Source organism: Pantoea sp. X-Soil-YNGN-844 (assembly GCF_059730595.1).
Map to the genome: position 1 here is coordinate 2,895,127 of NZ_AP036007.1, position 16,095 is coordinate 2,911,221.

The following is a 16,095-nucleotide window of genomic DNA, read 5'->3' on the forward strand; positions in this document are numbered from 1 at the left end:
CACTCAATATAGCTGTCCAGATGACAGTTCTGTGCTCCGATGCTGACAGCGTTAAAAGGCACCGCTTGCTGATACAGATTTGTCCATTGAGCGGCAGACTTGTTTCTTAACCTTGTCCTGCATTCTGCGCCTGAAACTGTACCGGCCCCTGAGCCGAAATCAGGCTCAGCCTGCCGCGCCGGGCAAACATTCCCACGCTGTCGCCCGCCAGTCCGGTGATATGCCCCCGGGTTCCGATGCTGATATCACCACCGGCATTCAGGACAATATTGTCAGTGGCCGCCAGCTGCAGGTGCTCTGCGCTGGTAAAAGCGATCCCCCCGGGTGCTTAGAAGTGAAGTATTTCATTGAGGGCTTTCAGCCGGGTGGCGAACATCCCCTGCTGGCTGGCAATATCAGCCTCCAGGGCTTTCGCCTGCCGGGTCGCTGTGGCCAGTCCCTCGATTTGTACGCGGACTGCCTCAATTTCCCTCAGAGCCTCATCCATGCTCAGCACATCGCCTTCGCCGTTCACTTTGCCATCGGCGGTGACCAGCAGCCCTTTTGCCACGCGAATCACTCCGAACTCATCGGTGCGCAGCTCAAAGCCGGTCCCCCGGGGCTCGTTCTCTGCATCAACGATGTGGCCCTGGTTCAGTGCCGTGGCCCCGAACGGCGTGCTGAGTGCGATATGTTCACTCCTGCGCTGGTCTTCCATCCGCAGTTCGTTCTGACCCGCGGTGCGCAGGGTGTTCTGGCTGCGGTTATCCCGTGTCACCACATCCGCATGCTCTGAGTCATGGAACGCATGGGCAATGTACGGGCGGTCCGGGTCACCGCCGTCAAAGGCAATCCCCACTTCAGTGCCATTTATCAGCGGCGTGTGCCAGCCGTAGATTTGATGACGAAAACTTAACCCTCCTCCGGCTTACTATAAACACTTCCTCCATCATCCCGAGCCAGCAGGCTCCATGTCGCCGGGAGCTTTATTTCAGCTGCAAACATATCGCTCTGATATTTCACGGCCTCAGGCATCAGTGCACCCGCCTGAACTTCAATAAACTGCTGATGCCCTCCGGCAAGCGTCGACCATTGCCCGTAATGAGGGCATTGTTCACCAGTCCGGCAGGTAATACGCTCACCCGGTACATCATCCAGAAAATACTCTGACTCATCCGGGATAATACCGTCGCAGTAGCGGGTATCCTCCCAGACCAGACGCCACTCGACGTCCCGGTAGCGAATCGGGTCATCCGGTATCAGTATTTCCTTATCGCTTTCCATCAACACGTCGTAATACATCTGCCGCGGTGCCCGCATTCCGCGGATAAAATAGTTATAGGCTCCGAGGTTTTTAAACCCGCTGATACCGTCTCTGATCACCAGCAGCTTGCGGTGGTAGCGGATTTCCACCGGCTCCCAGATGCCGTCACAGGGCACCGGGTCATCGGTTTTAATGATAATATCGCTGCGCTCAGGAACGGGCGGAAGGTGACGGGGAAATACCGGGTAAGCCAGGCGGGTTAAATTATAGATATAGTTTTTTGGATCCAGCAGATACTGTGCATCAAAAAAGTTACAGACATTATCATACGGCGGATAAAGTAAATTATCGCCCCAGAATTCCGCTGCAACCCGCCACTTATTAATTTCTTCTATTTCCGGGGGATAAGGCTCTTCCTGGCCACCACGTTCATTATGGCAGGGATAGTAAAAATAAGTTCTGATTAAACTCACGGGCCGAAAAAGCCGATGAAACTCTCCCGTTAAACGCTGCCACACCTGCCGGTTGCCTACTGCCAGTTCAGGCAGCCCTTCATCATAGAGGCGCAGCGCATCATACGCCCGGATAATGCTCCTGGGATGAAACCCCTTCGTGATCTCCTCCGGCCAGGTCTTTAACGCCTGCTCATATTTTTCAGTAAAGCACGCCCAGGCATTCCGTTTACGCTGCCACAGGCTGTAGCTGCTCAGCCGCTGTAACAGCCAGAACAGCCTGCGACGCACCTGCTCATCGCTCATCGGGTATTTTGTTTTTTCGATGCTCATCATGGTTCACTTCCTGTCGTTGTCTGGCGCTCCATACGGGCGGCGTTAATTATCGTTTTCTCCACTGCCTTGCTGCGCAGTTCATCGTCATGCAGTTCGCGCGTAAAGGTGGTATAGGGCGGGTCAATCCCCTCCGGTTTGCTGTAACCGTGCACGCCTTCCACATCTTTCCAGCCGGAAGGGTAAAACTCTGCTTTTACCCCGTTAACCTCCACCCTGGCAGCCTGCCCGGTGGCCTTGACCTGCTCTCCGATGCGATTAAGCTCTGTTTTCAGCATCTCATCCAGGTTGATGATCACCTGCTCGCCGCCCCCCTTAAGATACTGACCAGGAATATCGCTCCCGAACTGTTCGGCAATTTTCCCGTGCCAGGCATTGGTGCCCGGCATACGTATTGCCAGGTCTTCCGGCAGGTGCAGCACCACCAGAAAACCGTTGCCGTTCCACTCATCCAGTACCGCCGATAACTGGCGCCATTCTTCCGCGTTACCAGGCACTTTCTGATAGCCCCAGAATCCCCCGGCCGCCCAGGAGCCTTTTGGTGCCAGTTCTGTCGGATTACCAAAGGCACGGAAGATGGTGCTGCCCCCCATATCACGGGCGCTTTTGGCGATAATTCCACCACTGAAAGATGCAATATTCGTAAATACCTGCTTATCCCCAAATGCCGGACTCTCACCTTTATGCCCCAATAAATCCGGATATCCAGACTTCGAATATTTCAGACGTAATCTGTCTTCATGAAGCGCCTCCGCATGAAAACTCGGAAAACGGGTGCCCTGTTTCGGTGCCTCACGCAGCGGACGCTCTATCAGATAGGCTTCCGCCTCACGCCGTACTTCAGCACGTCCTTTTCCTGTCGCTATCGTGTGAATGTCCCCCCTGTACACCAGCGCCTGCAGCACCCGCAGTTTCGTGTCCAGCTCTTTCAGCGCCTGTGGGATCATGCGGGATGCCAGCGGCTGCAGCGCCGCAAAACCATCCCGTACCCGGAGTAAGTCCGCCTGCCATTTCTCCGGCAGCATCCGCCCGACCCGGGCTTTCAGGATTTGATTGATGGCGGTGATGAGCGTGTGGCAAAAACCATTCATTTTCTCTATCAGCTGCGCCTGATACTCAACCACATTCAGTTTGTTCAGCCACTTCACCGCATCGCCTTCACCGACCCGGTTCAGAAACTTAATTACGTCTCCGAGCGTTTCCACATTTTCTGCCGCGTTGATGGTCACGCGCAAAGCCAGACGTCCGACTCCTTTTATCACGCCGCCAATCACCGGGATCAGGGCAAACAGTAAAATCACCAGAAACAGCCATTCCGTCGCGCTTTCCCGTTTCTTCGGCTCTTTCGCCAGTCCGATGGAAACCGCGAGCAGGTCGCGCACCGCCGTCACATCCCCGACCAGCGGGATCATGCCAATTACCGCATCCACAAGAATCTGGCCGATGGTCTGCTTTTCATTAAACGCGCCCTGAAGCGTTCCCCAGATCCACTGGCCGGTTTCCAGGCTGGTTCCCTTAAACCTCGCAACGCCCGGCATACTCATTCCACACCTCCGCTGTGTTTCATTATCAGTACGTCAATATCGGATTCGGTCACTGACGAACCAATAAAGTGCTGATTACCGATTTTATTTTTCCGTAAATAATTCCGTGCATCCGGCCCCAGATCCACCGTCAACGGGCCATCCGGCACGTCATCGAGGTGCAGACAGCCAGCACCGTCGAGGTTGCCAGTACGCACTGAGCCGTCCGCCAGCGTCGCGGTAAACGGTGCGCCCACCACCGGTGCATCATCGTGGTAGAGGTACTGCATCAGTGCATCATTGCGGTCTTTCAGGGGGTCAGCCAGCCACGGCACGTCCGATGTTTGTGAGGTGCCATCTTCGGTGTCCAGTCGGCTCGCTTTGCGGGTGTACGTTCCCGCCGTCTCGTATTTGATTTGCCCCTGTTCAATGAGGATGGAGCTCCCGCCGCCAACCAGCCGTATTCGCTTCTTCCCGGCCAGCAGCATCTCGCTGGCTGAGATGAGGGTCAGTTTCTGCTCCGCACTCAGGTGCATCACACCATTCTGAGCCTGAAACTGTACCGGCCCCTGAGCCGAAATCAGGCTCAGCCTGCCGTGTTGAGCAAACATTCCCACGCTGTCGCCCGCCAGTCCGGTGATATGCCCCCGGGTTCCGATGCTGATATCACCACCGGCATTCAGGGCAATATTGTCAGTGGCCGCCAGCTGCAGGTGCTCTGCGCTGGTAAAAGCCATCCCCCCGGGTGCTGAGAAGTGAAGTATTTCATTAAGGGTTTTCAGCCGGGTGCTGAACATCGCCTGCTGGCTGGCAATATCAGCCTCCAGGGCTTTCGCCTGTCGGGTCGCTGTGGCCAGCCCCTCGATTTGCGTCCGGACGGCCTCAATCTCCCGGAGCGCCGCGTCCATATCCAGCACATCGCCTTCGCCGTGAACTTTGCCATCGGCGGTGACCAGCAGCCCTTTTGCCACGCGAATCACCCCGTACTCATCGGTGCGCAGCTCAAAGCCGGTCCCCCGGGGCTCGTTCTCTGCATCAACGATGTGGCCCTGGTTGAGGGCCGTGGCTCCAAACGGCGTTTTCAGCGCAATATGCTCGCTTTGGCGCAGGTCTTCCATCCGCAGTTCGTTCTGGCCTGCAGTGCGCAGGATGTTCTGGCTGCGGTTGTCCCGGGTGACCACTTCCGGATGTTCAGAATCATGGAACGCATGGGCGATATACGGGCGGTCCGGGTCACCGCCGTCAAAGGCAATCCCCACTTCGGTGCCGTCAGTCAGCGGCGTGTGCCAGCCGTACGTTTCACCAGCGTACGGTCTGGCCTGGCGTACCCACAGGGAGTTATACCCGGGCTCTGCGTCTTCACGGCTGAAGTCCAGTTTCACCCGGTAACGCCCCGTCTCATCAAGGTGCGCATACAGTGCGTTCTTCTCGTCGCTCTCGACACGAGCCGTCAGCGTGCCGGCGATAAGCGGACGTGGTACAGGCTCAGGTCTGAAACAGAACTGCTCGCTGTAGGGCATACCCCAGACGGACACGTGCAGGCGGGTGTCACGGGCGGCGGAGAAAGTGGTCAGCGTAATGACCATCCCCTCTTTCAGCTCCGGCACACCACTGTCGCCGGTCTCCAGCACCATCCCCGGCGTCAGGTGACTGGCGTTACTGAACAGGTGCAGGCGGATGGCGTTATTGAGGGCGTGTTCATGATTAATGCGGGCGTAAAAGGCTCCGCTTTCAGTTTCCGGCTCAGAGGTGGTTTCATCCCCCGCTTCACGATAAGGTGCCAGGTAGCGGTAATGTTCACCGATGGTGGCCGATTCATTTCTGACTCTGACGGTCGCATCCATCGGCATGCTGGCGGTGCGGTAGTTGTAATCCCGGGTAGCCACGCTGCCGGTCACCGTGTGGTGCCACACTCGTGCATCCCAGACCGCTTCCACCGCGCCGTCATACAGCGCCGAAGGCTCACGGTAAGGCAGGCGTACATCAAACTGATACTGGAGCTGGCTGTCACCAAAGGTCACCGTGTCCAGCCCGGTGGTGGTGTTGACCCCGGTGCGGAACCAGATGCCGTCTTCGGCCAGGATTCGCTGAATAAACTGCAGGTCAGTCTCCCGCCACTGGGTAATCAGTTCCCGTACCGGGTAAGTGCGCTCCAGCCGGAATTCAAAATCCGCCCCTTCCAGCCCGTGACTGCGCAGGACCCGCTCCACCAGTTCCGTTACCGAAACATTCTGCCAGACTGCGCTGCGGCGGGTATGGGCAAGCAGTGCCAGGCGCGAGGAAAGCGTCACAGCGAAATGCGTCTGGTCCACGGTCTCCTGGAGGACCTCAAAACCGGTGATAATGCCCTGCACAACCCGGCCTGATAGCATGCTGAGGGTGGCATACTTCAGCATCGCATCCTCGCGGGTAATACCTTTCTGAGATGTGGTGAACTCAATGCGCCATTTGAACGGCGCATTCAGCGCTTCCCGCCCGTGGAAGTTCAGCACATCCGGCTTCAGGATGCTGTCGTTTATCTCAAAGCGGTAGCGGGTCTGTCCGTCAAACAGCGCCAGCCAGTTATCGAGGGTGGAGTCCATAGGTTTACTCCTTCACCGGAACCAGAGTCAGCCCGGTGCTGTTGAGCTGGATAGCGCGCGGCTTGTCCGGGTCGAGGTCGTCGCGGCTCAGTACCAGCTTCCAGGTGTTGTTTTTGATATCCGGCCGATTAAACAGCCCCACCACTGCCACAAATTTCGCCTCTTCGTTCATCGGCATATTGAGCGTCATGCTGCCTTTGGGCATCACCAGCAGAGACTTGCTGGCGACAATGTCCTCTTTAAGAGTGTTATCCGCATCGCGCAACAGTTTCTGATAGTCAGCCGCATCCACCTTCTGGCGGTCCTTCAGCTGCCAGACCTGCACCATGGTGGCAAGCGGCGTCTGGCTTTCATCGGCGTTAATGGCCGCTCGGGGCTCAAAGTCCAGGTGCAGCACCTTTATTTTTTTGTAGAAAATGGCTCTGGTTGCGCTGACAGTGCCGTCCGATACGGCCTGAGTCAGGCCACATGCGGTCAACAGGGAACAGAGCAGCATCAGTGCGGCGCTGCGCGACAGGTAAGCGAAAGTCATTCGTGGAGTCCTTTTCAGCGTTCAGAAACAGGGGCGTATTGAATGTGTCTTGTGTTGGGTATTACTTTCAGGAATATCAGTCGAATTTATAGCCGCCGGATTCGGCCGGCAGCAGGGTCTCACAGGTCAGGCCTTCATAGGTGCCCAGACTCACGGTAAGGTGCGTATGGGTCGAGGGACGGTCGCGTCTGAGACCCAGTACGCCAGTGCGGCCCAGCTGAACCCGGCTTGCTTTACCCAGGCGTGGTTCAGGCAGACAGCTTACCGGTACCGTGAGGCGAAGGCGTACATCGGAGCGATAACCCATGTACACCCGCAGCAGCACCATCATGTCAGTGTGCAACTGACTGCCGGGCAACCAGCCCTGCGCCTCCTGCGGATTGTCAGTCGCCAGCATCAAGAGGATACGGCTGCAGGCTTCTTTCCCGGTTTTGCCGAGCGTGGCCCGCTGTGACAGCGACACGCGGTTGGCTTTGCCGAGTCCACTGCGGCTCTCCACGGGAACTTTCACCGGGTCCGGGCTGATAACCGTGCTCCGGGTGTCCGGGGCCAGCAGACTCACCAGCTGGCGGATACCTTCGGCATTACGCGTTGGCAGCCGCATGGTACCCAGTAGCGCCAGGAAACGGGAAACCGGGGTGGCAATCTGCTCCGCAGTACCCGGGATGCCCAGACCAACCAGGCCCAGCAGGCACTGGGAGATCTCATCCATGCCACCGGCTTCGAAGGTCGCCGGGTATGCGTATTTGCGCCAGATACGGTAGTACTGGGTGTGGATACGGTGGCTGAATATATCGAGAAACGCGGTGGTGGCTTCATATCCCTCCCGGTGCTGCGCAATATCATCGAGGTACGCCGTCGGTAGCGGGGAGTCCACCCCGTACATTCCGAGGAAAGTGGTCCGCACCGTCGGCGACAGTTCCGGGTGGTCCTCATCGGTTTCTACCGCCTTCAGTTCACTGACCGGGAACCCCATCCCCGGCCACGGACGAAAACGCACCGGGTCGTCGGACAGTTTCCCGGTGCTGCCGAGCTTTGGCGCATCTGGGTTTTCCTGCTCCAGCAACTGGCAGAAGCGGTAGAAATTAACCCGCCAGATGTCACCGGCAAGCTGCTCTGTCAGCCCGGAATGTGCTGGCTGTGATTCTCTTTCCATCGCAGTCGTTTCCCTGTCGGTTGCAGGACCAGCGTGAGCTGATTAAAAAGGTGGACATCGGCATAAAGGGCAAAGAAGCGGTGCAGCATTTCCCCGAACAGGGTGACATCCCCTTCTCCCGCAAAATTGTCCGCGTTAAGGGTGATTTCAATATCCACCCCACGAAGCATAAAGCCCTTCTCAAAGCGGCGGATAAGGGTGTGCTTTACCGCCACAATTGCCTCCAGACGGCGACGGTTCATCTCATCGTCGGTCCAGTCATACAGCGCCAGCGTGCCGCGCAACACTTCCGCGCTATCCATCATGCTTAAGAAACTTGAACCCAGATGGCTCATCACCCGCCAGTGGAAGCGGTCGTTCGCAGGCGGGTAAAGCGGCAGGGTCGGCACCTTCAGGTTCATGACCCTGACCGGCACTTTGCCCGCCTTCACCACCCTGTCCAGCAGCGTGCTCTGGAGTGAGCGGCGCGGCAGCTGGCCGTTGGTGCCGGTGATGCGGATGGAGAGCGACTCCGGTGCCTGAGACAGTTGCTCAATCTCAAATGACTTGCCACCGAGGATAAGCCAGGTGTCATACAGACCCGATGGACCCCGCTTCACGCGGGTGTGGAAGTAACGCTCCGGTGCATCGTGGCGCATCATGCCACCGCGGTGGCGAAAGCTGGTGAACGGCACGTACGGATGCTTACCGTTTTTCACTGCGCCGTGGATGGAGTCTACGCTGTAGATTTCGGTATACCCGTCCTGCACACGCATCGGGCGCAGAAGGTATTCATTCTGCAGCGGATCGGGCGTTAACGGATCCGCTTCCAGTGAGAACAGGTTAATGACCGGCGCACAGTGCAGGCAGAAATTATCGGTCTCAAACGGCATGTCTGACGTCCAGCCGCCGTCGAGCACGATATCGGTCTCAAACCAGGTGGTTTTTTGACTCAGCCCTGCCAGCTCCAGGCCTCTGAGCTCCACGAACATAAACTTGTCGCGGAAGCTGAAATACTCCAGCAGCAACTGGTAGCCACTGAACGCTGAATCACCTTTAGGCCACAGCCGGTCGGTATCATCAAAGCCCATGGGTTTACACCAGCCGTCAAAGCGTACCCGCTCGGTACGGGTCTCACTGTGGCGAATATACATCGCCTGTACCCGGCGGGTCAGTGCCAGATGCAGGGCCGAGGCCACCGGGCTTTCGGCATCGAGGTAAATGGCCACCTTATCCATCCCGGCTTTCGACCAGTCCACCTTATCCGGGCACTCAAAGCGCAGGCGAATGGCGGCGCAACCATCGGGTTCGGTCTGCAGGCGGGCCTCGGCCAGGTGCAGCGGCTGCAGTGGCACTTCACGAGTGGTGCGGTACTGACAGATCGTGTTATCCGGCCCGACCGGGCGAGACAGTACGGAGAAGCCGTTTTCCAGCACTTCCATTTTACGTAGCTGTCGCCAGTCCGGTGTGAATGCCACCACGGAGAGCGACGGTATGGTACGCATGTAATGTGGCCACAGCAGGCTCACCAGCCCTTCGGTCAGTTCCGGCAGGTCATCATCGAGCTTTTCACGCAGGCGGCCCATCAGAAAGGCAAAACCCTCGAACAGGCGCTCAACATACGGGTCACGCGCCCCGGTTTTATCCAGGTTGAGCATCGCCGCGCGGTCAGGATGGGCGCGGGCAAATTCTTTACCGGCTTCGCGCAGGTAACGCATCTCGGCTTCGTAATAGCGAAGGGTTAAATCATCCATGTACGGAGATCCTGAGTGTGAAAATATCAAAAAGAAAACAGACGGCATCATCGGAGGTTATGATCCGTAATGTCAGGGGATGCTTATCCGCACAGCACCATCGCGCGTGCCGGATCGAGGGCAATCAGCCCGGCCAGCAGGCTGTCCATTTCCGGGGCAAAACGGGCCTTGTCGCTTTCGCTGCGACCGGCTTTCATGCGCAGCAGTCGCAGACGGCGAGCCTGCACGTCGAACAGCAGCCCCGGTTCCCACTCGCTGAGGGTCAGCTGCGGAGCACTGTCGTTGAGTTCACCCAGCAGGTGAAAGGCAAGTTCATTACGTCCGTACTGTTCTGCCACCTTCGCCATCAGCAGGCGGAGTAACCAGCGACAGCGGGGTGAAGCCATGTCCGGACGACTCTGAAGCCAGGCCAGTGCCGCTTCCGGGCCCTCACTGTCCCCTTTTTCCATCGCCTCGGTTTCGAGCGCCAGAATGTCATAAGACTGAGCGGCGGTGGCCGCTGCTGGCTCGTCACTGAAGCCAGGCATCTCATCGTGGACCTTTTCGGCTATCCAGTTAAGTGTCACCTCATCGGCCAGCGGCGTGCCATCGTTCCAGGCAAGCATCTCCAGGCCTGGCAGGCGTTTCAGTAACAGCCTAAGGTCGCTGAGTATGTACTCCGCCCAGTGCTCCCACGGCCCACCAGCCCGGCTGAGCCCCTGCCACAGATACCACTGCAAATCGAGCCAGAAGCGGTTACCGCCCTCGGTGAACATCACATCCACCTGCTCAACCAGTTCAGTCCAGCTCTGCTGCAGGTACAGACGTTTAAGCTGTGCGCGGTAGTCAGCCTTTGGCGGCAGCAGGCGTGTCCGCCCGCCTGCATCGAGAGCCGGAAGTTGCGTCACCAGGTCCCAGCGGGCGGCCTTCATCATCCTGTGGGCGGCAAGCCAGCCCTGCGGCTGCTCAACCACCCAGCCGGACAGCACCCGGAGCTGACGGACCAGTTCCACTTCCGATTTGACAGCCACGGTTTCCGGTACAGCAGTGCCTGACGTCGGTGTGCTGTGGGGGCTTTCACCTGAGCCGTCCGGTCCTGATGAAGCCACCGGTGTATCCAGTCCGCCGCTACCAGCCAGGCGGGTTTCCAGCCTGCGCAGCAAACCGGCAAAGTCAGGGCGTTCCGCCTCCGGCAGCTGTTCAAGGGCCGTTTCCAGCAAACACAGCGCGGCTGCTGTTCTGGCGGTCTCTTCACGCGTCACGTCCGGCCAGCGCGAGAATGTATCGAGCACTTTCTCACTGTTCAGCCAGTCGAGTGCGGCCAGTCTTGCGGTGCTGCGTTGTGGGTGGCAGTGCTGCCCTGCCTGCTCCAGCATGGCTGCCAGCAGTATGATGCCATCCGTCAGCCCGGTATCGCCATCACACTGCAGACGGGCAAAGACATACCAGGTCACCACCCGGATGTCGCGTGCCTGGTGGGTCAGAATACTTTCCGCCAGGCGACAAAGCACCCCGGTATCGATGCCGGAAAGCTTGTTGATCTCCTCGCGCATCAGTTGGAAATCATCCTCATAGGTCGGGTCATCCCCGGCCCCATTACCCGTCGGGAGTGGTGTCAGCCACGGCGACCACAGAGAGAGGCTTTCCCGGCTCTTAGCGAGCAGTGTGGTACGCTGGCCCGCATCCGGAAGACACAAGGTCAGGAGCGTTTCTGCAGTCGCCATTTATTCGTCTCCGGCAAGCGTGAGCGCGCTGTCAGCCGCGCCCACAGAAAAAATGGTCTGCGGCAGACTGAAGCCCTGTAGTTTGAGTAACGCCAGCGGCCCGTCGCCAAGCTCACTGCGCAGAATGAATTTCAGCGGGTTACCGTCTGGGGTGATCCACACCAGCTGGGTGCGGCTGCTGTCTAGCGGGGTGATCAGCGCCTTATCCAGCAGGCGGATGAAGCCCCAGTTCCCCTGTTTGCTTTCATACAGGCGCATTTCGGTGTTCACTGAACGCCAGCTCATATCGACACCCGGATAGTAAGTATTTCCCGGCCAGGTGAAACTCTGCCAGCTTTCCATCTGGTTGAAGTAATCCAGTTTCTGACCATCCAGCGTCAGCTGGGTGCGGGCCACATCGCGTGACGGGCGGGCCATCAGCTCGAAATGCACGTCGGCATCGCCCTGGGCAAAGACGATATCCGAGATATCGGCAAGCTTATTGATGGCGGCAAGAAATGCCGGACTGATGCTCATTCCCTGACTGGCAGCCGGATCCACCACCCAGTGGTTGCCTTCCTGATGCAGCATGCCCCCTAGGTTGGATTTGATAAATGCCGCGATACGCCCGGAGTCGCTGCGCAGGAACTGGGCCAGCAGTGGCAGTGAAGCATCGCTGCCGGTGGCCTTAAATGGATAGCGTCCGGCAAAGGCGGTGTTCCACTGCGAAACAATGGTGCTCTGCCAGCGCGCATTGAGGCTGCCTGCCGCAGGAGCCAGCACCTGACGACAGGCCAGATCGAGCGGCTGCACAAACAATGCCTGCCCGAAACCGTTCCACTCCTGCCCGAGACTTGCCGCTACCAGAGAGCCGTAGTCACGGGTGTCGGTCAGATCGATGGCTTTTCCCTGGAAAACAGTCTGGGCCAGCATCTGCGCCATCGCCTGCGGATCAGGGGCGCTGGTCACCTGCTGCAGCTTGAGACGCACCTGGGTTACACGGGCAAGCCAGGACTGGAAGCTGAGGTTACCGTTTGAGCCGGTACCGTCCTTGCCGGCCATCAGCCCCGTGAGCGGCCCAAAGACGCCGTCCAGCGGCCCTTTCGGCCCCTGCGCTTGTTCAATAAACTGTTTTGCACTCTTCTGACGCCCCACCAGTTTTTTCGCCGAGTCCACCAGAGAATCCGCCAGCGCCTCCCCTTTAGCACCGGTCTGTCCCTGCCAGGCGAGCGTATTCATCAGCGCTACCAGAGGGGACTGACGTACATCCGCCAGCAGATTCAGCTGGGCAATGGCTTCGGAGAGTGAGGCGGCTTCGTGCCACTGAATACTGTTGGCCATATTGAGCCAGGCGTTACCAAAATCGGTGAAATAGCGTTCTGTCAGGCGCTCTTTAAGCGCTTCCGGTGACACATCACTGCCCGACTGATGAGTTTTATCAGTGAGCACCCAGTCGATTTCATCACGGCGGATCTTAACTACTTCATCAATCGCGTCCTCAACCTGCTCTTCCCACGCCTGACGAGTGAACATCCCCGGGACCACTTCTTTAGAGGAAAACAGCGACGATGCATCCGTATCGCCGGTCATGTCCGCCAGGGTTAAATCCGGCCAGTTACGGGCAATACGTCCGAGCATCTCCTGATACAGGCCGGATTCGGCATTACGCTGACCAATCTGTTTGAGCAGGATCTGACGCACCGTACCCACCAGTTCGCGGTCAGGAGAGATTTTCCACTCCGGGTGTGCCGGTAAGTTCTGCGCCCAGAAGCCAAGCAGCTTCGGTGCCTGGGTCTGCCACACGCTGTCCGGCACGCCGCTGCGGTGCGGCCAGGCCTTCAGCATATTGCCTGCCAGCCATTCCGCATCCGCTTTGTCTGGACGGGCCAGCATCAGGTAGCCTTTAAGCAGACCGTAGGTCTTCTGGGTGGCAGACATGCGCGCATCGCTTGCCGGTGGCAGTTGCACAAAAGCGTTAAGCTGGCGATGAAGTTCGTCAGCCAGCGCGTCACGCATCAGTGCCTGATTGTTACGGGCATACAATGGCCAGAGCAGCTTCAGCGTGTCGCTGTCCCGGTTCAGGCCAAAGCGGGTGTACCACGGCGCGCCGTGCACTCCGCGGTTCTGCAGGCGGGCAATGGTCTGCTGCAGAGCTAACTGGTTACGCAGACGATCCGACAGAGGCTGTTTAGTGTCAGCAGCAATCCGGGCCGTATCCTGAGCCAGCCAGATTTGGGTGCGGTTGACAGACAGGGACAGTAGCGTGCCCGCGCCCCAGAGCAGTACCAGACCGAGCAGCACCAGGCGCAGCACCTTTTGCCAGTGGAAGCCGATTTTACGGGCATGTACCTGCAGGCTGTCCTTTTCGAGCATCTGCCAGACCGGTGGTGAAAGGCGCGCATGCGGCACCGTTTCGGTCCCTGGCAATGCCGGACTGAACATCACCCCACGCAGACGGTATGGGGCTGGCCCTGACATCAGCGTGGTCAGCAGCGAGACCAGAGAGCGTCGCAACGAGCCGCGCAGGGCTTTTGACAGGCTCAGCAGCCAGTGGTGCTGAGTGTTCTCCAGCAGCGCAGCCACGCCAGGTGTTTGCAGGTCTGACGAGAGTGAGGTCAATGTCGAACGGACCTCTTCCGTTGTCGCAGCAGGACCAAACAGCGCGCCGGCTGGAGGTACACCCACTCCGTCCTGGTCCCAGAAGCCTTCCCGGACAAGCCACAGCCAGACCGGCAACTGCCAACCCAGTAGGGCATCGGTTTTCTGACGTACACGCACCAGCGTGTCCTGCTTCGCCGTATCAGGCAGTGCAGCTGCATTCATCACCTGCACCACGCCGTCCAATGGACGTTGTGGTCGCACCTCTTTCAGAACGGACAGGAACTCATCATCCGGCACACTTTCCGACAGGCTGCCGTGGATCAGCACAATCCCGTCACTCTCCTGCCAGTGGTCCCGCTTCAGTCCCGGCACCACCTTTTCGATATCGCTGTCGGTACCCTGTACCAGCAGCAGGCGTACTTTGGCTTTCCAGCGGCGGCGGTAACGCAGGTGCAGGTGATCGACCAGCGCCTCAGCCACAAACCGGGAGGTATCCGCGTCGGTATGTTTTGCTTCCGGCTGGGATGCAGCAGCCTGCTGTCCGGAGGCGACCACATCCAGCTTTCCTTGTTTCTCACCGTTCTTAGCGAATACGGTTTCAAGCACCCAGCCGATAATCAATGCAGCCAGCATCAGCAGCAGGCTGATTATCACTATGCCGGTCGTACTGAATGGCCCGATGTTGAAGGTGTCCTTAACCCACTCCGGCCAGAACCAGAGTGCGCCGCCAATGAGGCAGACAGACAGTGCGCCCAGAAGCAGCGCAAGCAGAAAAGTGGATGCGATTTTCATAACGGAGGAGAGCAATCCCTTGAGAGTTATTCCGGGGTGACAATACAGAGTTGTCGGTTGTCTTCTGAAAGTTCGGTGACAATTAGCTGGGCCTGGCTGTCGCTCAAACACTGACGGGCCGCCAGCTGTAACGCCTGCCAGGGAGCGGCAACGCCCGCAAACCCGACAACCGTATCAATATGGGTAATTTTATCGGCCTTAAGCGCCGGAGCATGTGCCTCCCGGGCCTTGCTGAATATATCGCCGGAGGCCATCTGGCCACCGCTAGTCCATGCCTGCTTCAGTGTTGTTTTTTCCAGCCCTGACCACATCATGATGCGTTCAAATGCCCGGTCGAGATTGCCATCGCAACACATTTGCGGCCGGTGAACTTTGACCGATACATTCGGGATGTCCTTCAGGCGGCAGTTGGTCAGCAGTAACATGGAAATGGCCTCGCCACTGTCCTCTGGCGGGTGTTCGTAAAGCTGAGCGCTGACCACCAGTAACGCAGCAGCGCGGTCATAATGGCAGTCCAGCCAGTAGTCCAGGATTTCCAGCCCCGTCAGGTCGTGAATGCGTACCAGCGGGTGCATAACGCTTTTTTGCAGGAGCGATGGCAGTGTCGAAAACTGTTCACCGGTATCCACCGCCAGATAGCAGGTCAGCGTAGGCGGGAGCAACGACACCAGATTCCGGACGTGGGCGATTACCTCCTGAAAATAGTGCGCTTCCCGGTCAGCCATTTCCCCGGCGACCGACAGCGCCCGGTGACGAACCGGATTGCCACCATTAGCGGGCTCACGGAGCATCATCAGGGGCTTTTTGGCTAACACGGCCTCGTGTGTCATCGGGCTGGCAGACCCCAGCCCGTTAATCAGGACTTCACCGATAAGCCAGGCAAAGCGCTGACCACGCGCAACGTCTGCACGGTAGCGTGCGGCAGTCGTGGCATTTTTCTGGTCGCAGCGCCCGCAAAGAAGGGCATATCCCAGATAGCGTCCGACAACCAGCAGGCCCCACAACACGACAGGCAATCCTGTTGCCAGCCCCCAGAAAGCGGCACCTGAGCGCTCGCCCTTCCAGAACAGGAATGTGGTCGCAACCCCTGCCAACAACATCACAATGCCCAGGAGGAGCCAGCGTTTAAAACGCGGACGGGGCGGCAGTTTTTCCTGCGCGGGAATACGCTCAAGTTCAACCGGCACGTTTACCCCACCAGAGCATTGGGCAGTGAGCTGATAAGCGTGCAGCCACAACCACACTTGTGGCCATGGAATGCCACAGGAACACCCCGATCGCGATAATTTGGGTTACCTTCGACAATAGTGGTATCACCATGCTCAGGGCAGGAAACACGATCACCTTTACGGGCCACACCAATATCACCAAAAAGCATGGTTGTTGAGCAAGACAACACTGCACCACCATGTGTGGTTTTGTCACCGAGACGAATAATTCCTTGCATATTCACACCTATTCTCTAC

10 protein-coding genes and 1 pseudogene are annotated in these 16,095 nt (G+C 58.2%); all 11 read right to left on the reverse strand.

All coding sequences use genetic code 11. The features are described from left to right. Window positions 1-121: 121 nt before the first annotated feature. A pseudogene (locus tag AC6I8C_RS13405) lies at window positions 122-880 on the reverse strand (type VI secretion system Vgr family protein); the annotation flags it as partial. Between the two features lie 11 nt (window positions 881-891). After that, window positions 892-2,031, reverse strand: a complete 1,140-nt coding sequence (locus AC6I8C_RS13410) for an Imm72 family immunity protein (protein ID WP_497822769.1) — start codon at window positions 2,029-2,031, stop codon at window positions 892-894. Then, window positions 2,028-3,572 carry a hypothetical protein gene (locus tag AC6I8C_RS13415; RefSeq protein WP_497822770.1) on the reverse strand — a complete coding sequence of 515 codons (1,545 nt, stop codon included), beginning with the start codon at window positions 3,570-3,572 and terminating at the stop codon, window positions 2,028-2,030. The genes AC6I8C_RS13410 and AC6I8C_RS13415 overlap by 4 nt, the downstream gene beginning before the upstream one ends. Next, window positions 3,569-6,133: a type VI secretion system Vgr family protein gene (locus tag AC6I8C_RS13420; protein WP_497822771.1), complete on the reverse strand. Its 2,565-nt coding sequence runs from the start codon at window positions 6,131-6,133 to the stop codon at window positions 3,569-3,571. The genes AC6I8C_RS13415 and AC6I8C_RS13420 overlap by 4 nt, the downstream gene beginning before the upstream one ends. A 4-nt stretch (window positions 6,134-6,137) precedes the next feature. After that, window positions 6,138-6,665 (reverse strand): type VI secretion system lipoprotein TssJ, encoded by a 528-nt coding sequence (tssJ, locus tag AC6I8C_RS13425; RefSeq protein WP_497822772.1) that lies wholly within the window; start codon window positions 6,663-6,665, stop codon window positions 6,138-6,140. Between the two features lie 76 nt (window positions 6,666-6,741). Next, window positions 6,742-7,821: a type VI secretion system baseplate subunit TssG gene (gene tssG, locus AC6I8C_RS13430; protein WP_497822773.1), complete on the reverse strand. Its 1,080-nt coding sequence runs from the start codon at window positions 7,819-7,821 to the stop codon at window positions 6,742-6,744. Further along, window positions 7,785-9,554, reverse strand: a complete 1,770-nt coding sequence (gene tssF, locus AC6I8C_RS13435) for a type VI secretion system baseplate subunit TssF (protein WP_497822774.1) — start codon at window positions 9,552-9,554, stop codon at window positions 7,785-7,787. Before tssF ends, tssG begins: the two co-directional genes overlap by 37 nt. Before the next feature lie 83 nt (window positions 9,555-9,637). Further along, entirely contained in the window at window positions 9,638-11,257 is a 1,620-nt protein-coding gene (gene tssA, locus AC6I8C_RS13440; protein WP_497822775.1) for a type VI secretion system protein TssA, read from the reverse strand. Continuing rightward, on the reverse strand, window positions 11,258-14,629 hold the full coding sequence (locus tag AC6I8C_RS13445; protein WP_497822776.1) for an ImcF-related family protein: 3,372 nt from the start codon (window positions 14,627-14,629) through the stop codon (window positions 11,258-11,260). Window positions 14,630-14,655: 26 nt separating this feature from the next. Continuing rightward, entirely contained in the window at window positions 14,656-15,816 is a 1,161-nt protein-coding gene (locus AC6I8C_RS13450; RefSeq protein WP_497822777.1) for a KPHS_23130 family T6SS system protein, read from the reverse strand. Between the two features lie 2 nt (window positions 15,817-15,818). Next, the gene (locus AC6I8C_RS13455; RefSeq protein WP_072000524.1) at window positions 15,819-16,076 is read right to left on the reverse strand and encodes a PAAR domain-containing protein; all 258 of its coding nucleotides are present in this window, start codon (window positions 16,074-16,076) and stop codon (window positions 15,819-15,821) included. Between the last annotated feature and the right edge of the window lie 19 nt (window positions 16,077-16,095).